The 22,167-nt window shown below is 61.8% G+C and carries 16 protein-coding genes and 1 pseudogene; 7 read left to right on the top strand and 10 right to left on the bottom strand.

Features of this window, described 5'->3' with window-relative positions; translation table 11 throughout:
• Positions 1-151: 151 nt before the first annotated feature.
• Positions 152-2,989, top strand: a complete 2,838-nt coding sequence (locus tag QQL87_RS28165) for an ATP-binding protein (protein WP_284422224.1) — start codon at positions 152-154, stop codon at positions 2,987-2,989.
• A 179-nt stretch (positions 2,990-3,168) separates the two neighbouring features.
• Here QQL87_RS28165 and QQL87_RS28160 read toward each other — a convergent pair whose 3' ends face one another.
• The 6 genes and pseudogenes from QQL87_RS28160 to QQL87_RS28135 form a co-directional block, all read right to left on the bottom strand.
• On the bottom strand, positions 3,169-3,879 hold the full coding sequence (locus QQL87_RS28160; RefSeq protein WP_284422252.1) for an alpha/beta hydrolase: 711 nt from the start codon (positions 3,877-3,879) through the stop codon (positions 3,169-3,171).
• A 118-nt stretch (positions 3,880-3,997) separates the two neighbouring features.
• Entirely contained in the window at positions 3,998-5,002 is a 1,005-nt protein-coding gene (locus QQL87_RS28155; protein ID WP_502871226.1) for an alpha/beta fold hydrolase, read from the bottom strand.
• Positions 5,003-5,199: 197 nt separating this feature from the next.
• Complete coding sequence (locus QQL87_RS28150; protein WP_284422223.1) at positions 5,200-5,490, bottom strand: putative quinol monooxygenase; 291 nt, start codon at positions 5,488-5,490, stop codon at positions 5,200-5,202.
• 45 nt (positions 5,491-5,535) lie between these two features.
• Positions 5,536-6,213 carry a type 1 glutamine amidotransferase domain-containing protein gene (locus QQL87_RS28145; RefSeq protein ID WP_284422222.1) on the bottom strand — a complete coding sequence of 226 codons (678 nt, stop codon included), beginning with the start codon at positions 6,211-6,213 and terminating at the stop codon, positions 5,536-5,538.
• A gap of 88 nt (positions 6,214-6,301) precedes the next feature.
• Positions 6,302-6,454, bottom strand: a complete 153-nt coding sequence (locus tag QQL87_RS28140) for an AraC family transcriptional regulator (RefSeq protein ID WP_284422250.1) — start codon at positions 6,452-6,454, stop codon at positions 6,302-6,304.
• A gap of 88 nt (positions 6,455-6,542) precedes the next feature.
• Positions 6,543-6,659 (bottom strand): annotated as a pseudogene (locus QQL87_RS28135) (AraC family transcriptional regulator); the annotation flags it as partial.
• Between the two features lie 968 nt (positions 6,660-7,627).
• Between QQL87_RS28135 and QQL87_RS28130 the strand changes: the two are divergent.
• The gene (locus QQL87_RS28130; RefSeq protein ID WP_284422221.1) at positions 7,628-10,546 is read left to right on the top strand and encodes an ATP-binding protein; all 2,919 of its coding nucleotides are present in this window, start codon (positions 7,628-7,630) and stop codon (positions 10,544-10,546) included.
• A 115-nt stretch (positions 10,547-10,661) separates the two neighbouring features.
• Here QQL87_RS28130 and QQL87_RS28125 read toward each other — a convergent pair whose 3' ends face one another.
• Positions 10,662-10,970, bottom strand: coding sequence for a conjugal transfer protein TraD (locus QQL87_RS28125; RefSeq protein WP_284422220.1), 309 nt, complete (start codon positions 10,968-10,970; stop codon positions 10,662-10,664).
• 171 nt (positions 10,971-11,141) lie between these two features.
• Between QQL87_RS28125 and traA the strand changes: the two genes are divergently transcribed.
• Complete coding sequence (traA, locus tag QQL87_RS28120; RefSeq protein WP_284422218.1) at positions 11,142-14,153, top strand: Ti-type conjugative transfer relaxase TraA; 3,012 nt, start codon at positions 11,142-11,144, stop codon at positions 14,151-14,153.
• 483 nt (positions 14,154-14,636) lie between these two features.
• Here traA and QQL87_RS28115 read toward each other — a convergent pair whose 3' ends face one another.
• Positions 14,637-15,968 (bottom strand): tyrosine-type recombinase/integrase, encoded by a 1,332-nt coding sequence (locus QQL87_RS28115; protein ID WP_284422216.1) that lies wholly within the window; start codon positions 15,966-15,968, stop codon positions 14,637-14,639.
• 1,012 nt (positions 15,969-16,980) lie between these two features.
• Between QQL87_RS28115 and QQL87_RS28110 the strand changes: the two genes are divergently transcribed.
• The 3 genes from QQL87_RS28110 to QQL87_RS28100 are packed head-to-tail and all read left to right on the top strand — an operon-like array spanning position 16,981 to position 17,839.
• Positions 16,981-17,208: a hypothetical protein gene (locus QQL87_RS28110; RefSeq protein ID WP_284422215.1), complete on the top strand. Its 228-nt coding sequence runs from the start codon at positions 16,981-16,983 to the stop codon at positions 17,206-17,208.
• Positions 17,209-17,243: 35 nt separating this feature from the next.
• A complete protein-coding gene (locus tag QQL87_RS28105; protein ID WP_284422213.1) occupies positions 17,244-17,576 on the top strand; it encodes a hypothetical protein in 333 nt (110 codons plus the stop codon).
• Complete coding sequence (locus tag QQL87_RS28100) at positions 17,561-17,839, top strand: hypothetical protein (protein ID WP_284422211.1); 279 nt, start codon at positions 17,561-17,563, stop codon at positions 17,837-17,839. The genes QQL87_RS28105 and QQL87_RS28100 overlap by 16 nt, the downstream gene beginning before the upstream one ends.
• Before the next feature lie 526 nt (positions 17,840-18,365).
• Here the strand turns inward: QQL87_RS28100 and QQL87_RS28095 are convergent.
• A complete protein-coding gene (locus tag QQL87_RS28095) occupies positions 18,366-19,271 on the bottom strand; it encodes a ribonuclease Z (RefSeq protein WP_284422210.1) in 906 nt (301 codons plus the stop codon).
• A gap of 267 nt (positions 19,272-19,538) precedes the next feature.
• Here QQL87_RS28095 and dinB point away from each other — a divergent pair, with 267 nt between their 5' ends.
• The gene (gene dinB, locus QQL87_RS28090; RefSeq protein ID WP_284422209.1) at positions 19,539-20,645 is read left to right on the top strand and encodes a DNA polymerase IV; all 1,107 of its coding nucleotides are present in this window, start codon (positions 19,539-19,541) and stop codon (positions 20,643-20,645) included.
• 251 nt (positions 20,646-20,896) lie between these two features.
• On the opposite strand, the gene QQL87_RS28085 is transcribed toward dinB, so the two are convergent.
• The gene (locus tag QQL87_RS28085) at positions 20,897-22,090 is read right to left on the bottom strand and encodes a cytochrome P450 (RefSeq protein WP_284422208.1); all 1,194 of its coding nucleotides are present in this window, start codon (positions 22,088-22,090) and stop codon (positions 20,897-20,899) included.
• Between the last annotated feature and the right edge of the window lie 77 nt (positions 22,091-22,167).

Below are 22,167 nucleotides of genomic sequence, written 5' to 3'. Positions count from 1 at the left end.
GTCGTCTGAGGTTCCACGACGCGAGACGGGTATCACGTCGGACCGGCTGTTGGTCCAAGGGAGGCCACGACTGGCGCATAGCAGGCTCAATTGATAGATAGTCGAATGGGGGCCCCACGCCTCGATCCGAGGTTCGACGTCAAAGGAGCTCATGCGTCAGAAGGTCGTGTATTCGTTCGGACCGTTCCGGCTGCTTCCGGAGCGGCAACTGCTCACGCGTGACGGCGCCACCGTCAAACTCGGCGGGAGAGCATTCGAACTGCTGCACCTCCTCGTCGAGCGCAGCAACGAACTGATCTCGAAGGACGAGCTCATGGCCTATGCATGGCCTGGCACGTTCGTCCACGAGAGCAATCTCAAGGTCAACATGCATAGCCTGCGTCGCTCGCTCGGCGACACGCAGGAGCAATCGACCTATATCGCAACCGTCGCCCGGCGTGGCTATCGCTTTGTGGCGCAGGTGCAGATAACTGACGCTGCTACCGCCGAAGTCGCTGCTGCCCCGGTCGCGGCACGCCCGAGCCGTCTGCCGGTGCTGGAGGACGTCATCGCCCGCGAGCGCGAGATCGCCCGCCTGATCGAGCTGCTGCAGACGCATCCCCAGGTCACGGTGATCGGACCCGCCGGTGTCGGCAAGACCACCATCGCCATCTCCGCGGCGCACAGCCTGGAAGGCCACTATCCCGACGGCGTCTGTTTCGTCGATCTCGCCAGGATCGATGATCCCGCGCTGCTGCCCTCGGCCTTCGTCGCAGCGCTCGGACTTCGCGGCGACATGGGCGCCCCCCTCGACGCCGCCGTCGCCCATCTCAAGGACAGGGCGATGCTGGTGCTGCTCGACAATTGCGAGCACGTGCTGCCCGCCGTGGCAATCTTCGCGCGCAGCTTTGCGCGTCAGCCGGGTCGGTCCAGACTCCTGGCGACGAGCCGCGAGCCGCTGCGCGTCCCCGGCGAGCACGTGATGTGGCTGGATCCCCTCGCCTTTCCAGCGCACGACCTGTCCACGCTCGACGAGCTCCTGAAATTTCCCGCCGTCGAGCTGTTTGCGCGCAGGGCCTCGGAATGGACCGGCCATCAGATCAGCGAAGCCGATCGCGATGCGGTCAGTCAGATCTGCCGCTCGGTAGACGGGCTTCCGCTCGCCATCGAGCTGCTGGCGGGCGAGCTCGATGATCATCCCGTGCAGGAGCTGGCCGCGCGGCTGAGCGATTATCTCGGCTTTCATGCCGACGATACCACCAAGACGCCAGGCCGCCACGACACGCTGCTCGCGGCCATCGACTGGAGCTACGGCCTGCTGTCGCCACACGAGGTGGAGGTGTTCTGCCTGATCTCCGTGTTCGCCGACGCGTTCGACCTGGAAGACGTGATCGCCATCGCGGCGCCACGAGGCCTGTCCCCCATCGATGTGACCATCGGCCTTGGCGGTCTCGTTATCAAGTCTTTGCTGACAGCCCAGGTCGAGGGCGCCAATCTTCGCTACCGCCTGCTCGACAGCACGCGGCGATATGCCGCAAAGCGCCTGCAGGACGCCGGCTTGCAGCCGCAGGCGCGCCGCTGGCACGCCGAGCGCATCGCGGCTCTGTTCGAGCAGTCGGAGACCGAATGGGGCTGGCGTGACAGCGATGATTGGACGAAGACCTATCGCGGCCGGCTCGCCGACGTGCAGGCGGCCTTGGCCTGGGCCTTCGCGGACGGTGGCGATGCCGCGCTCGGCGTCCGCCTCACCATGTTGACGATCCCATTGTGGTTCGAGACCTCGCTCATCTCGGATACGCAGACGCGGGTGAAAGTGGCGCTCGACCATGCCGAGGCGCTGCAGATCGACGATCTCACCAAAGCGAAACTCACGATCCCGTATGCCTGGAGCATGATGTATGCGCGCCAGTTTCCGCCGGAGACCGAAGAATATTGGATCAAGGCCGTTGCCTATTCGCGCAAGGCCTCCGACCTCCGCTCGGAGCTGCTTGCCCTGCTTGGCCTCTCGGTCTATTTGATGGACGTCGGACGCATACACGCGGCGATCGAACGACTTGAGCAATTTCGTGCGCTTTGCGATGAGCACCAGGACTGGTCGCTGTCGCCCGAGGGCGAGCGGACCTTGGCCTGGGCGCGGGCGCACACGGGAGCGCTGACCGACAGTCTCGCGACGCTCGAACGGCTGGCAGCGCAATTCCCGGGGATCGGCAAGGGCTCGCGCATGGCTGGCTTCCAGGTCGACCGCTCGATCGGCATTCGCAATTACACGGTGAGGTTTGCCTGGGTGAGCGGGCGGCCCGATCTCGCCGCAGCTCTTGCTCGCGAGGCGGCGGAGCTGTCCGAGGGGCACCTGGCGTCGCAGTCGAACGTGCTCGCGCTCGCCTGCTGTCCGGTCTCCCTTCTTAACGGAAATCTTGCGGACCTCGAACGCTACACGCGAAAGCTCGGCGGCATTCTCGAGCAGGAAACCATCGGAATCTGGCTGCCGATCCAGCGGTTCTATACGGCCGTCCTCGCAGACTCCCGCGGCGATCCCGGCGCCACACTCGGGATCAGGCAGGCGATCGATGATCTCATTCAAACACGATTCGTCATGCGAATTCCCGCGATGATGGGTGTCGCGGCCGAGCGACATCTCCTTCGCGGAGAGTTGGCCCACGCGAACGATGCGATCGCAGTGGCGGCACGCTATGAGGCCCAACAGGATGAGCGCTGGTGCCGCTCCGAGCTGATGCGAATCCAGGCCCTTATCCATCGCGCCTCTGGGCAGCCTGATCGCGCCCACCGTCTCCTCCTAGACGCGATCGACGAGGCCCGCAGCATCGAGGCGCTGTCGTTCGAACTGCGCGCGGCCAGCGAACTTGCGGCGCATCATCTCGAGGCTGGCTATCCAGAGAAGGCCAATTCCATTCTGTCACCCGTCTATCGGCAGTTCCGGGAGGGTTTCGCTACGCGGGATCTCGTGAGAGCGTCGCACCTCCTGCGGCAAGCCCGCGAGATGACATCGTAGGAAAGACCAGCACGAAGCTGCGCTCAGCTGCCAGGACCCGGCAAGTGTTTTCCGACGCCCTTGGCAAGATTTCGGAGATCGTCCGCTCACTTGACGGCCTAGCTGCGTGCTCCTGCACTCGACGACCCGCAGCGGAAGCCACTGCGGGTCACAACGAAATTTGATCTGTTCCGCTTCGATCATCGGTCGGCCGACTCGATGAACGCGGCGACCTCCCGCGGATGAGACAGCATCACCGCATGGCTGCTGCTTATCTCTTCCACTCGCGCACCGCTTCGCTTGGCCATCTTTCTTTGCGAACTCGGGGTTATCATGCGATCCTGAGACGGGACCAGGAAAACGCTCGGCTTTGCCTTCCAGCCGACCTTCGTGACCTTCGCTTCAACGGCTTTCAATCCCCATGGCACTTGCGCGGCCGCCATGAATTCGGTGAGAGCCACGGGCGAATCCGCTGCAAAGGACGTCGGGAACTTCGCGGGATCGACCAGTAGATAGCCGTTCTCCGGGGGCAGCAGCGGCGCCTTCGTTTCGCCAGGCTCTGCTGGCCACGAATTTAGCGATGCGGCCGATTCGCCCGTGTCCGGCGCAAAAGCTGCGATGTAAGCCAAGCTTTTGACCTTCGGATTTTCGCCCGCCTGCGTGATCACCATGCCGCCATAGGAGTGCCCCACGAGCACGACGGGATACTTGGCCGCTGCGATCACCGCCTCTGTGGCGGCGACGTCGCCTTCGAGTGTGATGGTCGGATTTTGAACCACCAATACTTCGTAGCCGTCCTTCTTGAGAAGATCGTAGACCGCTTGCCAGCCTGAGCCATCAACGAACGCTCCATGGACGAGGACGACGGATGTCGCTTTCTGCTGCTGAGCTCCCGAGGAGGTCGACGTCATGGCAAGCGCCGAGAGGGCCAGCAAAGGTGCCAGGTACTTCATATGATTTCCTTTCATCTTGTGGGGTCGCCTGAAAAAACGGCCAATGTCGGCTTCGCGCGCAATTATTTCATCAGCGCTACTTGTTAACTCGGTCGAGAAAGTCGTTGATCAACGGCGCCATCACGTCGATTTTGTCCTCGAGTGCGAAGTGGCCAGTGTCCAGCATGTGCAACTCGGCTGCTGGCAAATCGCGCAGATACGCGTACGCACCTGCTTCAGCGAAGACTTTGTCGTTCTTGCCCCAGAGGATCAGAGCGGGAGGATTACGCTCGCGGAAAAACGCCTGGAAGGCAGGATAAAGCGGGACGTTGGTCGCGTGGTCGTACAGCAGGTCGAGCTGAATATCCTTATTTCCTGGACGATCCAGCAGTGCCTGGTCGTGGACCCAATTGTCTGGACTGATGCGGGTCGGATCGCGTACGCCGTCGGTGTACAGGAACTTCGTCGACGCAGCCGAGACGAGGAACGAAAGCGCATTCCTCCGCTCTTCCGTGCCTTCTTTCCAATACGCCTTGATTGGATCCCAAGCTTCTCGCAACCCCTCTTCGTAGGCGTTGCCGTTTTGAACGATGAGGGCAGTCACACGCTCAGGATGTTTGAGAGCGAGCCGATAGCCGACCGGTGCCCCGTAATCCATGACGTAAATGGCATAGCGCTTTGCACCGAGTTGATCCAGCAAAGCATCGATCACCTCGGCATAGTTCGCAAACGAATAGGAGAACCGGCTGCGGTCTGGAGCGTCGCTCTGCCCGAAGCCGGGATAGTCCGGCGCAATCACATGATATCTGTGAGCCAACTTCGGGATCAGATCGCGGAACATATGCGAGGACGTCGGGAAGCCATGCAAAAAGAGAGCGACCGGCCCATCTGCCGGCCCAGCCTCCCGGTAGAACACGTTCACGCCGTTGATAGCGGCCGTGTGGTAGTGAACCGTTGAAGCGCCGGCTGCGCAGCTCGGCATTGGCAACGTGCAGCGATGAGCAGACGCGACCGGCCCACATTCGGACGCCGTGGACTCCCCGAACGATGGATGTGCACTCGCCATGATCAGGCCGATGACAATCGTGCAGGACAGACGCATCGCAACTCCTTCGGTCGTACACCCGGGTTCTTTCGCGATAGCCGAGTGTGAGCGACATCACCTCGATAATCTGCTTATCGGTCGACCTTCAACTCCGTGAAGGAAGCGCGATTGCGTGCGTGATCTGTCCGACTCGGCTGTCTTCGCGTTGTGGCAACTGAAGCTCCGCGACATTGCCGACATGCGGACGACACCGATTATCTGACGTCCACGGCCTCCGCGACGACTGCCGTACGTTCGGCCAGTTTTGGCACCCTGGCCAGGTACTCTTGATAATGCTGCGAGTTCCGATGCGCTTCGACCGCAGCACCGTCTCGATAGAGTTCGTCTAGAACGTAACGATGATCATCCACACTGTCGCGCCAAATGTCCCAACGCAGGTTTCCTGGCTCTGCTCTGCAATGTGGCGCCATCCCGACAAGCAGCTCTCCAAGCTCGAGGCCCTTGCCAGGGTGAGCAACCAGAATGGCAGTGATCTTTGACGGCATTGTTGAACCGACCTTTTTTCCGTGACTGCTACCTCAGCGGTCCAGCTATCCGCGGCTGCTTCTGAGTGCCGCCAGCAGCTCCTTTGCCAGGAGCCCGGCCGATGCAGGATTCTGCCCGGTGATGAGGCGCCCATCGACGACGACGTGGGGCTGCCAGTTATCCGCAGACGTATATTCAGCGCCCTCGGCCCTCAAAGCATCTTCAAGCTCGTAAGGAACATCTTCACGTGCGTAGTCGTACTCTTCCTTCTTCGAGAACGATGTTAGCTTTCTTCCCCGCACGAACGGCTTGCCGTCGCCAAGGTCTACTCCGAGAAGCGCGCATGGACCGTGACAAACGGCCGTCACGAATTTTCCCGTGCTCCACGCACGCACAACCGCATTATGAACGGTAGGGTTTCGCTGGATATCGACCATCGGCCCAAGTCCGCCTGGCACCAGTATCGCATCAAAATCCGCAGCATCCACCTCGGCCAGCTTGCGGCTGCGATTGAGACGGCGAAAAGCTTTGCTTTCAAGGAAGGCTTTTTGCGCAGGATCTTTCTCGTCGTAGGCGTCATAGGGCGTCCATCCGCCTCTCAGGGAAGCGAATTCAACCGCGACGCCTGCCTTGTCAAGAACATCGAACGGATGCGCAACCTCGGCGAAAAAGAAGCCCGTCTTGCGATTCTGTGGGCCGATCACTGCTGCGTTGCTGACGATAAACAGGACGTGTTGGGTCATGATCGGCTTCCTGGACGGTTCCATAAGGAAACATGTTGCAACGACATTATCGCGGGGCCCCAAAATCGTATTTGCGAATCCTGCGGGATCACGAGCAATCCCTGCGGTCGTTCGGATCGGGCTCATCGGCAATTGCCTCGATCTGGCCGCAGCACAATTCGCGATACTGCCCCGGAGAGCGGTTTGCGGCCTTGCGGAAGACACGCGTGAAGTTCGCTTGCGAGCCAAAACCGAATTCCAGGGCCGATTTCTACCAAGAAGGGTCGACTACGCCCGAGTTCGTGCTGCGCAGCCTGCACGCGCCGATCAGTTGCGTATCGGTGCGGTGACAATCCGGCCGCTTCGCGAAACAGCCGGCAGAAATGATAGGGGCTGAGACAGGCCTGAGCCGCCAGATCGTCGAGCCCGACCTCGTCTCCCAGAGACGTCTCGATATAATCGAGCACGCGCTGCAGACGCCTTGGATCGAGCGACGGAGACTTGTCGGGTGCACGACAGCCATCGATTGTGTATTTGCCCAAAAGATGCGCTGCGAGCGTGACTTGAATCCGTCCACGAACAGCGCGTCAGTCGACTGGCGCGGAGGGTGAAGCAGATCCGAAGTGTGAGCAGATGTGGAAGAGCACCCGGTCCGCCAGACCGCGAGCGTAGGCGATTTCGATCTTTGCTGGTCGATGTCGAAGTCCGCGGGCGCGCTCTGGTCGAGCAGCGGCGGCGGGAGATGATGAAGACACTCCATTCTGTCCGAAAGCTCGACATGACTTTCCTGCGTCCTGAGCGGGACGAGGTCGCTCATGCCGCGCCGCGCTAGGCTTTTCTGGATTTCTGCGTTGCCGGTGCCACAGACAATCCCGCGGCCTGACAGCAGCATCACCAGCTCGCAGAAGGGAACCGGCGTCGCCTGGCATCCTGCTGCAAACTTACGATGTTCTATGCTCAGCTCTGGCCAGTCGTTGCCCGCTGCGAGTTTCTCGCTGTTTCGGTACTTCCGATCTCCATGAGTCACGAGTGCCATCAAACCTCCGCAAGTTGCGGTGATTTTCAGCCTCCTACCGCAAGAGCGATCATTCCGTCCGGTCAATGAGTGCAGCCCCGGGCCGCTGCCATGCCGATGCTGAAATTCTCAAGGAGCGACAGCGAAGTCCAGACGTGGCTCGGTTAAAAGGCGTTAAAGGCGAGCAACAGGTTGCACTCGCGCGCCGCCCCCCGCTCCGCTTCCTCGCTGAAGTGCAATTCGAAAGAGTGTTCCGCCGAGTTTCCGCAACTCCATCATGAGGCATCGGGTTTATCAGCACAGCCGTTCGCAGCGTGCCCAAAAAATAACCCGAGCGCCTTGGACAGGAAGTTTTGGGCCCGCACTCCTGCAGTTGCAAATGGTTCGCTTTATTAACTTTTTGGATCATGATATTACCAATTGATCTCGTCGACCGATTGGCCTTGCTCAATGCGGACCGCCACAAAAGAACTGGGTGCAGCCCGACAGGAGCTGACGTTCAGCTTCGGTCCTTTTCGACTTGTCCCCGGCCGTCAGCTTCTTCTACTGGACGAGCGCCCCGTCAAACTGGGCGGACGCGCCTTCGAGCTCTTGCGTCTGCTGGTGCAGCGCCGTGGCGAGCTCGTCAGCAAGAACGACCTGACGGCGGCCGCCTGGCCGGGCACGTACGTCCATGACAGCAACCTCAAGGTCAATATGTGGAGCTTGCGGCGCTCGCTGGGAGACACCCAGATCGAGCCCGTCTACATCGCGACCGTCGCGCGGCGCGGGTACAAATTCATCGCCGATGTCCGGGTCGGGATCGGCGATATCGAGGAGGAGCCTACGCCAGCTGATCCGCCCCCGCTTACGCAGCCGCCATTGCCGCGCGGCATCGTGGGCCGGGAAGCCGATATCGCCGCCATCGCCGATCTACTCGCCGAGGACAGACACATAACACTGGCCGGCGCCGGGGGAATCGGGAAGACAACCGTCGCCTTGGCCGTCGCTCAGGCGCACGCTTCAAGATATCGCGACGGCGTCTGCTTCGTCGATCTCACGACGATCTCCGATCCTACCCTGTTCGGCGCGGCTCTGGTGACGGCGCTCGGAATCCGAGGCAATACGGACGTTGGTCTGGCTGCTGTCCTCGACTATCTGCGGCCGCGGCAAATGCTGCTCATCCTCGACAACTGCGAGCATGTGCTGCCCGCCGCCACGATCTTTGCCAGCAAGTTCATGACGGACACATCGCCATCGAGGCTGCTTGCTACGAGCCGCGAGCCGCTCGGCACCACCCTGGAGCATGTCATTCGGCTTGGCTCTCTCTCATTTCCGAGCTTCGGTCTTGGACTGTCGGTCGATCAGGCTGTCAGATTCCCGGCGGTGGAGCTGTTCGTCCGACGCGCTACCGAATGGTCGGATTACGAGTTCGTCGACGACGATTGCAACGCAATAGCCACGATCTGCCATTCGTTGGACGGACTTCCATTGGCCATCGAATTGGCTGCAGCCCAAATCGGCAGGTTTACTCCGCGGGAGCTATTGGTCAATCTCGATCAGAAGCTCGGTTTTGCCGCGGCCAGCATCGCCGTCTCGTTGCCGCGCCATGAAACGCTGATGGCGACGATTGAGTGGAGCTACCGGCTGCTCTCGCAGAAGGAAGCCAGGCTCTTCGCCGTACTGTCTGTGTTCAGTGACGGGTTCGAGCACGATGATGCGGTCTTCGTGGCAGACGCGGCAGGGCTCACGCCAATCGACGTTGTGACCGCACTCGGGAGTCTCGTCGCCAAATCACTGTTGAGCGCACAGGCCCGGGGCGCGAGCCTGCGCTACCGGCTGCTCGACAGTACACGCCGCTACGCGGCCGAGCGGTGTCGAGGCGACCCGGCGTGCGACTCGGCGATGCGCCGGCATGCGGAACGTATGATAGCGCTGTTCGAGCAGTCCGAGGAGGAGTGGAATTGGCGCGAGCCGGCCGATTGGACCGAGCGCTACCTCGGCCGCATTGCCGATCTGAGAAGCGCATTATCGTGGTCGTTCGGCGAGCAAGGCGATCCCATGCTCGGCATCAGGCTTGCAGTTGCGGCTATCACTCTCTGGTCGGAAACCTCCATCCTGTCGGAGGCGCAGGCGCGGCTGGAGGTCGCACTCGCCTTGGCCAAGTGCGTCCCATGCGACGATCTGTCAAAAGCGAAGCTCGCCTGTGCCCTCGGATGGAGTCTGTTCTACGCCCGCAAGAGTTCGAATGAGAACGAGGTCGCTTGGCTTGATGCCATCGCGTTCGCGACACGCGCCGGCAACGTCGATTATCAGCAGCGCGCGCTGGTAGGTTTTGCGTTTTACCTGCTCCAGATCGGAGAAATCGCACGTGCCATAACCTATCTTGAGCAGGCTACCTCGCTGGCCGGCCGGGACCCCGATTCAACGGCCACATCCGAAGCCGACAGGGCCTTGGCCTGGGCCCACGCCTTCGCAGGCGAATTAGGCAAAAGCCGCCCAGTTCTCGATCGTCTCGCGTCCACCCATTCGCTGGCCCAGGGACGTTCGCGCAAGGATGCAAATGAGGTCTACCGCTTCATCACCGTCCGCTTCAACCTGCCCTTCGTCGCGTGGATGCAGGGGCAGGCCGACTACGCCGCCAAGCTGGCGCGCGACGCCGTGGATGCTGCAGACCGCGGCGGCCATTGGGTATCACAGTCGAACGCACTCGGGCTGGCCGCTCTTCCCATCTCCCTGGAAATTGGCGATCTTGATGCGCTCGCGTTCTTCACAGAACGTTTGCGTCGTAACCTGGAACGAGAGCGCATCTCTCGCTGGGTTTCAGTCGAGCGCTATTTCTCCGCCTGCCTGCGCAACTTGCGCGGCGATCGGCGGGCGGTGGAGGATATTCGCGACGCGATCGATGAACTGATTGAATGCCGCTTCTTGATGCGGATCGGCAGCTATCTGGCTTTCCTCGCTCGCGCCTATCTTCGACAAGGACGGGTCGCCGAAGCGCGAGACGCCGTCAGGCGAGCGATCGCTTATCAGGAACGCCAAGGCGAACGCTGGTGCCGCTCGGAACTCCTTCGTGTCAATGCATCGATCTTTCTCCACGCAGGCGAAACTGTCCGCGCTGAAAAGCTGTTCAAGCAGGCGCTTGCCGAGGCCCGCGCTATCGGCGCGTTGACTTTCGCACTTCGGACCGCCACCGACCTCGCGGCTCATTGGGCGACGACAGGCCGCGAGAAAGACGCAGTCCAATTGCTCGCTCCAATTTTTGGGGAATTTACTGAAGGTTTTGGTACGCAAGACCTTGTCCGTGCCTCCAGATTGTTGACCGAGATAGAGGACGCAACGAGTGGCGGCGCCTCATAAAAGAGAAAGTCCGAAGTGGACTTGTTGTAACTGGCAAGCCCTTGATCAGAAGAGAACGTGACCAAGGTCGATACAGCTAGCGCTCCTAGCGCCTACCCAGACAAAGGCTTGCCTCCTAAATCTCCCGATCGCCAACGAAGTGGCACACAGGAGCACCATCGATGTTGCGAACAATTGCTGGCGCAGTTCGCCGCGACCGGCTTTGAAAGAATGCGGCCCCGCGCTTGGACCATGCCTCCCTCTTTCCGGCATCTTTCGTCTCGGCCAGTACAATCAGTGCGCCTGCCAATTCATCGACGCTGAGCGTATCAGCACCAGTCGCGATGACCAATTCGCCGAGCTGTCGCACTTTGCTGGCTTTCATGCCTCGCGCCTTGTCCTCGAGTGCCTTGAGATCTGCATCGAAGTCTCGTGGTTTGCGCATCATAGTCTCCGTGAATTTTGATGGAGAAATGATAGCTCGACACCCAGCACAACGCTGTAGGGTCGTCAGGACACCCTGGGACGCGGTAATCCCTCCCGAGATTTTTTCGAGGGAGGGCGCGCTTATACGTCGTGCCGACGTACGCTTCGCTGTGTAGATGCTCTGGTCGCTATGGCGATCTATCATCTTCACGTCAAGATCATTGGCCGGAAGGCCGGGAGCAGCGCGGTGGCGTCGGCAGCCTACCGCTCCGCTTCACGGCTGCGTGACGAGCGGTTGGGCCGTGAGCAGGACTTTTCCGGAAAGCACGGCGTCGTCCATTCCGAGGTGATGCTGCCTGAAGGCACGCCGGAAGCCTGGAGTAACCGCGCTCGGCTCTGGAACGATGTCGAGGCGTGCGAAGTCCGGAAGGATGCGCAGCTGGCCCGTGAGGTCGAGTTCGCCCTTCCTCGCGAGCTGACTGAGGCGCAGGGGATCGAGCTGGCTCGGGACTTCGTTCGGAGCGAGTTCGTCGGTCTTGGCATGATCGCCGACCTCAATGTGCATTGGGACAGAGCCGAGGACGGCATGCCCAAGCCCCATGCCCATGTCATGCTGACCATGCGCGCAGTGGACGGGAATGGGTTTGGTCAGAAGGTCCGGGACTGGAACCGCACCGAGATGGTGGAGCGCTGGCGGAAGCGTTGGGCTGAGCTTGCCAATGAACGCCTGGCCGAGCTCGACATCGACGCGCGGACCGACCATCGCAGTCTGGAAGCCCAGGGCATCGCGCTGGAGCCACAGACTCAGATCGGCGCACCGGCGCAACGGATCGAGGTCCGAGGCACCGCGGGCGAAGTCGGTCAGGCGGACCGGGCCGAGATGCACCGGGAGATCGCGCGCGGCAATGGCGCGCGGATTATCGCGGATCCCTCGCTTGGATTGGACGCGATCACCCAGCAGCAATCGACCTTCACGCGACGCGACCTGGCCAAGTTCGCCCACCGACACAGTGACGGGATCGACCAGTTCAACCAGGTCATGGGCGCGATGCAGGGAGCGCCCGATCTGGTCGAACTCGGTAAGGACGCCCGCGGCGAGGATCGGTTCACCACCCGCGGAATGATCGAGGCCGAACAGCGCCTGGACAGGGCCGCTGAACGGATGGCTGACCGGGAGCTTCATGAGGGGCGCGACGCGGAGCGCAGGATAGCTTTGGCGCATGCGGAAGCGCGCGGCCTGGTCCTGTCATCCGAGCAGGCCGAGGCGCTGGCGCATGTCACGGACGGACGCGACCTCAGCATCGTCGTCGGCCATGCCGGGACGGGAAAGAGCGCGATGCTGGGGGTGGCGCGGGAGGCGTGGGAAGCGGCCGGCTTCGAGGTTCGTGGCGTGGCGCTGTCCGGCATTGCGGCGGAAAATCTCGAAAGCGGATCGGGCATTGCGTCACGCACGATTGCCAGCCTGGAGCATGGCTGGAGACAGGGCCGTGATCTGCTCAAATCGAGCGATGTGCTGGTCATCGACGAAGCCGGCATGGTCGGCGCGCGCCAGCTCGATCGCGTGCTGTCTCATGCGGCGGAAGCTGGCGCCAAGGTGGTGCTGGTCGGCGATCCGCAGCAGCTGCAGGCGATCGAAGCGGGCGCGTCGTTCCGGTCTATCCATGAGCGTCACAGCGGGGCGGAAATCAGTGAAGTGCGGCGTCAGCGGGAGGACTGGCAGCGCGATGCCACGCGCGATCTGGCGACCGGCAAAGTGGGGGAAGCGCTCGGAGCTTACCGCTCCCACGGGATGGTGCATGAGGTCCAGACCAGCGAGCAGGCACGCGACGATCTGATCGCGCGCTGGGACCACGACCGACAGGCGTCACCGGACCGAAGTCGGATCATCCTCACCCACACCAACGACGAAGTTCGGGAGCTGAACGAGGCAGCGCGCGAGCGAATGCGGGCCGCCGGCGATCTCGGCGACGAGGTGCGTGTGGCGGTCGAGCGCGGCGCGAGGTCCTTCGCCTGCGGGGATCGCATCATGTTCCTACAGAACGAGCGCGGCCTGGGCGTGAAGAACGGCACCCTCGGGACCGTCGAACAGGTCAGCGCGCGGTTCCTGACCGTGCAGACCGACGATGGCCGATCTGTGCGCTTTGACCTGAAGGATTACAACCGGATTGACCATGGCTATGCGGCGACGATCCACAAGGCGCAGGGCATGACGGTGGACCGCGTCTATGTGCTGGCGACGCCGGGCATGGACGCCCACAGCAGCTATGTCGCGCTGTCTCGGCACCGCGACGGGGTAGGCCTGCACTATGGCCGTGATGATTTTGCGGGTCAGGACCGGCTCACCCGTGCCCTGTCGCGCGATCGCGCCAAGGATATGGCCTCGGATTACGAGCGCGTCGATCCGGTCCAGAGTTACGCCGAGCGGCGTGGGATCACCTTCCGCGAGCGCGTGGCCGAGATCGTGCGCAAGATTGTGCCGGAGAAGCTGCGCGAGATGTTCGACGGCGTTCGCGTCCCTGGAGAGGTGCCCGACCGGGATGGCGGACGGAGGCCCGAGCGCGGATCGCCGGAAAGGGAAAGCAGCGTTGCAAGAGCCGAGCCACGCGCCACCGAAGCGGCGGACAGGAAGGTGGCCGAAGAGGCGGACAAGGAACTGCGTCGCGTGCGGACCCGAGCGCTGGTGCGCCATGCCCGCGCCGTGGATGCGATCTTCACGGCAAAGGAGACAGGCGGTGTGGCAAGTCCGGACCAAGTCAAAGAGCTACAGAAGGCCCGCCAGGCCTTCGAGGCGGTGCGGCCCTATGGCTCGCATGATGCTGAGGCCGCGTACAAGCAAAGCCCAGAACTGGCTCGCGAGGCGGCTGGGGGCCAGGTCAGCCGCGCGGTTCGCGCGCTCCAGATCGAAACCGAACTACGCATCGATCCGAGCCGTCGGGCCGACGGGTTCGTGGAACGTTGGCAGAAGCTCGACCACGCCAGCCAGCGCCTGTATCAAGCTGGCGACATCTCCGGCTATAAGGCCGCCCGCTCCGCGATGTGCGATATGGCCAAAAGCCTCGAGCGCGATCCGCAACTGGAATCTATCCTCGCCAGTCGCAAGAAAGACCTCGGCATCGCATTCGAAACAGGCCGCCGGCTCGGCCAGGAACTGGCCTTCGCTCATGGCATCGATCTCGGCAGAGGCCGAGGCCTTGGAATTTGACCCGTCCTATTTGCCGCCGGTTCCCCGGCGCGCTGGTTTGATGCAACCATCGGCCATCTCGATCCATCCGTTTGCACGCCAAGGCCGCCGCCAGCCCTACGTCAATTGCCAGCTGCTTTGCTCTCCAAGCCGCCTGCGATCTTATCGGCCGCAACGCAACCGTGGAAACCGGTATGGGCGGCAAAACCGATACGACCACAGTCGAAGCAACTGGATCGACAGGACCGGATCAAAGCGCGACCGCCCCTAGGCATAAGCGCAAGCACCGTGGCGTACCCCCGCCGGCCAGATTCGACATCGATGCCTTACCGGGCAGCTCGAACCTGACCGCGCTGGAGGCGGCGGCGGTCATTCGGCGGACGCCAGGCGCGCTTGAGCAGTGGCGGCGCAATCCGGACCATCCGCTCAAATGGCGATACGTCGATGGCCGCCCTCTCTATCGGGTGGACGCGGTGCGCGAGTATCTATCTCGCTCCAGCGCGGCTAAACGCCCCCAGCCGCAAAATGTTCACGAAGACGGCCGAGCAGCTCAGTCTTGATGGGATCGAGCGGATTCGTCCTCTGCAGACGTACAACCTTGCCGGTACGTTCTGCGCCGACGAGCTCCGCGATGTAATCGTGAGCAGCCTCGAACGCCATCTTGCGGATGATCCACTGCTCATCGTGATTGTAAACTTGGTCGATGCCGCCCGGCTTTTGACCGACACAGAGCCGCTGGATCTCATTGTCGTAGCCGCAGCGTGACATGATGGTGCGCAGGCTGCGTCTCAGGTCATGCATGGTGAATTTATCCACCTCGGCTTCCTTGACGAGGCGCTTCACCATCTTGGTGAAGCCCGACATCTGCCCGCCTGTCTTCGGCGAGGGAAACACATAGTCTGAGGTTGCCCGCTGAAAATGCTTGGCAGCTGCCAGCACTTCGTCGATGAGATGAGTGCGCGGCACATCGTGGTGCAGACCCATCTTCGTCCAGGCGCCATCGAAGGTGATGCGGTCCTGCATAACGTGCCGCTTCCACTCGATCATCGTTGGCTCGCTGCGACGCGCGCCGCCGAGGAGGCACATGCGCGTCAGGAGTCCAAAAGTCCCGAGCTTGCCGCATGCTTGCCAGACCTTGACGATCTCGGCATCGGTCAGAGCTCGCCCCTTCATTCGCCTTCCGACCCGTTGCGCTCGCGTCTCCTTCGGCGCGCGATAGCCGGCCAGCACATTGTGCTCGACATAGCCTTCGCCGACGCACCATTCGAGGAAGGTGTGCACATGCTTGCGGAAGTCCTTGGCGGCCCCACGCTTCCCGGTCTTGGCGATCTTGTCGACAGCCGCCATGATGTTTCGGCGCGTGAGATCCGCGGCGCTATCCTCGACATGATCCTTGAGCCCACGTCTCAGCGCGGACATCGCCGGCCTCCAATTGACGACCTGCCGCCCGGTCAACGATGTCTCGTAGGCTCCGTCTTCAACAATCAGAGTTGCCAGGGTGGTCCGCTGCTTCTCAGCAGCTTGCAGCCGCCTCGCCTCGCGCTTGTCGTCATTGGGATCAACGCCCCTGATGACTTCGCCCGCGGCGATTGTCGCCGCCTTGCGCGCGGCCTTCTCATTGAACTTGGGCCACGGGCCGAGCGTCTTGCGCTGCGTCCCCCTCACACCCGGCTTGGTGAAAAGATACACCCAGGTCCGGGCGCCAGTGGCGCGCATGCGCAAGGCGAGACCGGGCAGCTTGTCGTCGTGGAGATAATGCTGCGCCTTGCCCGGCGGCAACGAGGCGGTGCGAATGAGAGCATCCGTGAGTGTCAGCTGGCTCGCTGCTTTCGCCATCAACCCGGTCCTTTCCATGTCCCGCGTGTGCCCCGCGACGAGGCCGAAACAGCCCCAGAACAAACCGGGTCTGAAACTCTCCCTCTTTTGTGTGCCCCCGGGGAAAATCCGCCGGGGGCACAACAGGGGCACACAAAATGCAGTAAGGCGCACTATGGCCTGGCATGGTCAAAACGGACACAAGCCATTGCTATTAAGTGCATTTTCTAGATTTCGACTGTTGCAGGAATAGGCTGGCGATGGTCTAGGGATTGTGGTTCACACGGGAGAGGTCCAAGGTTCGATCCCTTGTGCGCCCACCATACAAACCGCTGAAATCACTTACAAAATCCGACTGAAGCTGGGATGCCACAGGGCGCGGAAGAGCCTCTGAGGGCAGATCAGAGTAGGAACATCCGTGCATATCCGTGCACAATGTTTGTCTCAAGTTCCGCTTGTGGACGACGCGGAGATGCGACCAGCGCCCCCCGGAGAGGTGCGAATATCACAAGCAAATTAGCCAACCGTCGTAAGCCTCAAAGCCCATTTCACCAGCGTCTTCGCTGAACTTGGCTCAATCACCCCGGCAGCCAGAAAAACGATCAAAGTCAATGTTCCCAACACATACCGAATGGCCTTGTTGGAAATCCAGACTTCCTGGTTGCCCTTGGTCGTGAATGAGATAGCCGTATGTTTGCCCTGGTCATCTCGCAATCCCACCTTGGAGCGCCGTCTGACAAAGGACCGCTTTCTAACTATTCGAGCCATCTGTACAACTCCTTGTACATCATGGCTCCATTCTCTCTAAAACGACTAAAGTTGCGGTTAATTTTTCCCAGGAAATTCCGGTTAATTATCCGTTAGCAAAACCCTTAAAATGCAAAACAAAGTGTACTAGTGCCTATTAAAGCACAGCCTGCCTCCCCTTCCATCCGACCGGCGAGCGCATCGTGCGCCTGAGCCAAGGCCTCAAGCCCGCCTCTAAGAAGGCGCGGGCAACGGTTGGGGGGAGGTCGGTCAATAGTCCCAACCGATGAAGGCTTATTACGCTGAAACTGACCCAGCTAAGCAGGGCGAGATCGCTGTACTACAGATGCACGCGCTACGTGATCATTGGAAAGGCAAGCTAGGGCTCAACGATGTCCTGGCGATGTTCAGCGACATGCGCGAGCACATGCTGACGTCGAAAACATCTGTTGATGGCGCGTCCTTGTGCTTCAATGCGGAGCATAAGGGAGATGATATTTGGGCGCCGACTTAAGCCTTTTATGCTGCAACAGTTCTGAGGGAAAACCGATGAATGTGTTCGACGAGCAAAACGCGAAGCCAGAGCCAAGCTTGGAAGAGCTGGCTCGTGAGGTGGCAGACGATTTGCAAAATTGGCTTTCAGACCATCCAGTACTTCAAATCGTCGAAATCTCAACCGATGCGCACGAGGTAATCGTGATCAAGCCCGAGACATCTCGCAAGCTTCGGATCAACTGTCGAGGAAAAGACTCGTTCGAACTGGTTGATCGCGGCCCCGATTATCAAACGCAAGTTTCGCAACCCTACCCCTCGACATCGTCTCAGCATCCCATAACTCAAGCTGAGATGGTAGCCAGAGTCAAAGCATGGCTGAAGGCATAGCCGCCGGTCAACTAATAGATTTTTCAGGGAAACGGATCATGAAACTACTTCCATCGATCTTCCATGCCTCGCCAATTGAAATCGATTTCGCGCTTAAGCCCCGACTTCGAATAGGCCGCACGATTCCCATTACAGTACTCGTCGCTTTGACGGCACTTGCTGCCAGCATGTGGTGGCCTCTGTCGACTCGTGAGGTCAAGAACTGCGGCGCTTTTGCGATCGGCAAATCTGGTATCGGGAGTTGCGACAGAATCGGTGGCTAGCTGCTAGCTAGCGGGCGGCGAGATGCTCGCCGCCGATCACGGTTTGACGCAAACGGGGATGTTAATTGTGTCGTTGCAACCTACGGCTTTTCTGGGCTAGAAAAGAGCCAACGTCGGCCGACGTTGCGGCAACTGCCGCCGAAGGAGGTGTCCGCCAATGACAATCTCCATCCGGGTAGATCCCCAGGTCCTGGTTGCCTTTTTGGTATGGCTGGGGTCGTAAGCCCGTCCCTTGCAGGAGGAAGGGTAACGCCGTCTCACCCGAGACGGCTACCCGCTTTGCCCGGACACCGTCCTCACCGCCCCGTGCATACGCCGTGCACCGTCGGCAGGACCTCAATTAACTAACTGATCGATAACGAAAAATAAGTTGACCCGCAGCCTTCACACAGGAGAGGTCCAAGGTTCGATCCCTTGTGCGCCCACCATTTCTCATCGACATCCCAGAAATTCGCCGGCCATCTCCGATGAGCTGTTCCGAGTGAGTTACTGAGCGGCGCCCAGGACGTTCGTCGTCCGCGAGCAGCTACACGATCAGTCGATCGAAGTCCGATGCAATCCGGCTGGCCGGAAAAATCGCCCTCGCCTCGTCCAGGATCTCGTCGTCGGTGTAGCGGCCGGAGATGTGGTTCAGGACGAGCTGACCGACATTGCCGGACACCGCGAGCGTGGCGGCATCCGCAGCGGTCAGATGACCGTAGTCACGGGCGGTGGCAGCATCGCGCTGGAGAAACGTCGCCTCGATCACCAGGAGATCCGCGTCGCGAACATGCTCCTGCAGGCCATCGGTGGTCTCGGTATCGCCGACGATGACGAGCTTCTTCCCTCCGCGCGGAGGCCCGAGGACATCCTCGGGCCTGATAATGCGGCCGTCATCGAGCGTGACGGCTCGGCCCGCCGCCAGCGTCTTTCGCAACGGACCATCCGGCACGGCGAGGGCCGCGAGGCGCTGCGGCAGCAGATGACGGCGCGCTCGGCTGACGAACGCAAAACCGAAGCTGTCGGTGTCGCGGTGCCGGACAGGAAAGCCGTCGATCGTGAACGTGCCGGCGTCGACGACCTGTCCGGGCGTCAGCGGAATGAGCTGAAGCGGGATCGGCGCGCGGCCCTCGCCCCACAATCCCGCGAGCATGCGGATGACCACATCGAGCGTTCCTGGACTGCCGAGAACACTCATGACGTCATCGCTCCGGCGAAGCCGCAGCGTCGAGAACAGTCCGGGAATGCCGAGGATGTGGTCGAGATGCCCGTGGGTGAGCAGGATGCGGTCGAGCCGCCGAAAGCCCGCACCACTCGCCAGCAGTTGGCGCTGAATTCCCTCGCCGCAATCGACCAGCATGCGCTGGCCGCCGGCCTGGACCAGAAGCCCCGGATGATTGCGGTCCTCCGACGGCACGCTCGCCGAGGTTCCCAGGAAAATCAGCTCGAACATCGGCCCAACGTCAGGCTGGACCTGCCCACACCGGCAGACAAGGCCCTGTTCATGAGACCGGAACCGGCGCTCTCGTCTCGATCACGTTGGGCACTCACGCTCCGGGGCATGTCCTTGCGCTCCCGGTTCGGCGCGTCGGATGGGCACGAGCCGAGCAACCCCGTGTCGAACGGATGTTCTGAGCAGGCAAATGGCATACGAAAGACAGGCTGAACACCCCGCGGCCTGCTGACAGACTCTGGCGCAGAGCTCTGGTAGATCTTGGCGATGCCAAGCTCCGGTTCAGGCCCGGATGCCGCGCCGACGGTCATCCGCAAGGTCATCCACATCGACATGGATGCATTCTATGCGTCGGTCGAGCAGCGGGACAATCCCGAACTGCGCGGCAAGCCCGTGGCCGTCGGCGGGTCGCGCGAGCGCGGCGTGGTGGCGGCTGCGAGCTATGAGGCGCGCAAGTTCGGCGTGCGCTCGGCGATGCCGTCCGTAACCGCCAGGCGCCTGTGCCCGGACCTGATCTTCGTCAAGCCGCGCTTCGAGGTCTACAAGGCGATCAGCCAGCAGATCCGCGCGATCTTCGCCGAGCACACGCCGCTCATCGAGCCGCTGTCGCTGGATGAGGCCTATCTCGACGTCACCGAGAATCTGCAGGGCATTCCACTGGCCCGCGACATCGCGCTGCAGATCCGCGCCAGGATCAAGGCCGAGACCGGCCTCAATGCCTCGGCGGGCATCTCCTACAACAAGTTCCTGGCCAAGCTCGCCTCCGACCATCGCAAGCCGAACGGCCAATACGTGATCTCCCCGGAGATGGGGGCAGCCTTCGTGGAGGGGCTGCCGGTCGGCAAGTTTCACGGCATCGGCCCGGCGACCGCCGCCAGGTTCAACGCACTGGGCATTCACACCGGCCTCGACATCCGCAATCAGAGCCTGCCCTTCCTGCAGCAGCACTTCGGCAAAGCCGGCAGCTATTACTACTGGATCTCGCGCGGCATCGATCACCGCCCGGTCCGGGCCACTCGCATCCGGAAATCGGTCGGCGCCGAAAACACCTTTGCGACGGATCTCACCGCGTACGAACCGATGGCAGCCGAGTTGCAGCCGCTGATCGACAAGGTCTGGCGGCACTGCGAAGCGACCGGCAACAGGGGGCGGACGATCACATTGAAGATCAAGTTCGCCGATTTCGACATCATCACGCGCAGCCGGTCCGTTGCCACGGCGGTCTCCAGTCGCGCCGAGCTGGAGCGGCTGGCCCTGGCGCTGCTTCGGGGCGAGATGCCGTTGCCCAGGCCGGTGCGGCTCCTCGGCGTCTCCCTGTCATCGTTGCAGGACGCCGAGACCGGCGTCGAGATGCAGCTGGCCATGCCGATCTGAGCTGCGGCGACCGTCCGAACGATCGCAGCTTCCCCCTCGACGCCGGTCTTCACGATGTGGACGAAAGCTCGGCCTCACCGCTTGATCGACAGCTTGCCCGACCGGGGCGGTCCAGCACTTGCCGAGCGGGTATGAACGGTAGAACACCACGCGATCTTGTTCGGGGATGCATCCAGCTGCACTGAAAAATCATCCGGCCCGGCCGCGCCACCGCGGTGGCGCGGTCGGACTGGCTCGTTCCGACCTCCTTCTCATTTCGCGACCAGACGCAGCGGCAGCGAATTCACGGCTCGCAGTCCGGTACTTTCGCGGAATGGGATGTCGCCCGTGATCTCGATCCGGGCGACGCGCTCCGCGAGCGCCGACAGCACCGACTCGGCCTCGAGCCGGGCCACCATCTGGCCAACGCAGCCGTGAATGCCTACTCCGAAGCCGACGTGACCGGACACTCGGCGCGTGATGTCGAGCTGGTCGGCACGCTCCCACCTCGCGTTGTCACGATTGGCCGATGCGACCAGCAGCAGGATTTTCTCGTGGCGCGCAATCGGAACGCCTGCGATCTCGGTCTCATGCGGGGTGGTTCGAAATACGAACGGCGCCGGTGAATCGAAACGCAGGGTTTCGTCGAAGGCGGCCCGCGCAAGCTGCGGGTTGTCGGCCAGCATCGCCCATTGCGCGGGCGCCTTGGCCAGATTGTACAAGGCAATGCCGATCCCGCTGATCGTGGTGTCGAGCCCTGCCGACAGCAGCGAGCGCACCAGCAGCGCCGCCTCTTCCGCGCTGATCTCTCCTGCATCGGCGGCTTCGTAGATCTGCGCGCCGAAGCTTCCGGGACGCAGCTGGTCCCGCTGGCACTTCGCCGCCACCCAGGGCAGAACGGCCTCGGCCTTGGTCATCAGCGCGCGGAAATAGTCGTTCTCGGGACCGAACCCGGCAAACACCATCGCGCCATAGGTCAGGAAATTGTCCCGGCTATCGTCCTCGATTCCGAGCGCATCGGGAAAGACGCTGGTCGGAAACACCTCGGAAATGTCGCGAACGCCGTCGCAAGAGCCCGCCTTCACGAGCGGCTCAACCAGGGCGACGGCCTTGGCCTTGAAGCCTTCCGCGAGCTTGCGCATCACGCCCGGCGACAGCACGCGCGCCAGCACGGCGCGCGTCCGGGTATGAAGCGGCGGATCGGCCTCGAGCACGATGCTGGGCGGCCGCCAGGGCTTCTGCTTGAAATAGTTCGCCAGACCGGCGCCACCGGCGCTGCTGAAGTTGACCGGGTCCTCCAGGATCGCCTTGGTTTCCGCAAATCGCGGGACCGCCCAGATGCCGTATCTGGTGAGCCTGACCACCGGACCCGCCGCACGCAGTTCGTCATATCGACCGTACGGATCGTGCCGCGTCTCGGAACTGAATGGATCGAAATCGCTCGACACGACAGCAGCGAAAGCCATCGCAAACCCTCCCCGATGTTTTGTTGGACGGTAGATAAATGACCCTGGTCATTTAAGTCAAGGGACGTGTTGCCTCA

Origin of the sequence: Bradyrhizobium sp. SSBR45G (assembly GCF_030159255.1) — a bacterium.
Lineage (GTDB): Bacteria > Pseudomonadota > Alphaproteobacteria > Rhizobiales > Xanthobacteraceae > Bradyrhizobium.
This window is presented reverse-complemented; position numbering and strand designations above follow the sequence as displayed.

Bases quoted from the DNA above. Each gene is read 5' to 3' on its own strand.
- QQL87_RS28165 (WP_284422224.1), top strand. From the start codon at position 152: ATGCGTCAGAAGGTCGTGTATTCGTTCGGACCGTTCCGGCTGCTTCCG.
- QQL87_RS28160 (WP_284422252.1), bottom strand. From the start codon at position 3,879: ATGACGTCGACCTCCTCGGGAGCTCAGCAGCAGAAAGCGACATCCGTC.
- QQL87_RS28155 (WP_502871226.1), bottom strand. From the start codon at position 5,002: ATGCGTCTGTCCTGCACGATTGTCATCGGCCTGATCATGGCGAGTGCA.
- QQL87_RS28150 (WP_284422223.1), bottom strand. From the start codon at position 5,490: ATGCCGTCAAAGATCACTGCCATTCTGGTTGCTCACCCTGGCAAGGGC.
- QQL87_RS28145 (WP_284422222.1), bottom strand. From the start codon at position 6,213: ATGACCCAACACGTCCTGTTTATCGTCAGCAACGCAGCAGTGATCGGC.
- QQL87_RS28125 (WP_284422220.1), bottom strand. From the start codon at position 10,970: ATGCGCAAACCACGAGACTTCGATGCAGATCTCAAGGCACTCGAGGAC.
- traA (WP_284422218.1), top strand. From the start codon at position 11,142: ATGGCGATCTATCATCTTCACGTCAAGATCATTGGCCGGAAGGCCGGG.
- QQL87_RS28115 (WP_284422216.1), bottom strand. From the start codon at position 15,968: ATGGCGAAAGCAGCGAGCCAGCTGACACTCACGGATGCTCTCATTCGC.
- QQL87_RS28110 (WP_284422215.1), top strand. From the start codon at position 16,981: ATGAAGGCTTATTACGCTGAAACTGACCCAGCTAAGCAGGGCGAGATC.
- QQL87_RS28105 (WP_284422213.1), top strand. From the start codon at position 17,244: ATGAATGTGTTCGACGAGCAAAACGCGAAGCCAGAGCCAAGCTTGGAA.
- QQL87_RS28100 (WP_284422211.1), top strand. From the start codon at position 17,561: ATGGCTGAAGGCATAGCCGCCGGTCAACTAATAGATTTTTCAGGGAAA.
- QQL87_RS28095 (WP_284422210.1), bottom strand. From the start codon at position 19,271: ATGTTCGAGCTGATTTTCCTGGGAACCTCGGCGAGCGTGCCGTCGGAG.
- dinB (WP_284422209.1), top strand. From the start codon at position 19,539: ATGCCAAGCTCCGGTTCAGGCCCGGATGCCGCGCCGACGGTCATCCGC.
- QQL87_RS28085 (WP_284422208.1), bottom strand. From the start codon at position 22,090: ATGGCTTTCGCTGCTGTCGTGTCGAGCGATTTCGATCCATTCAGTTCC.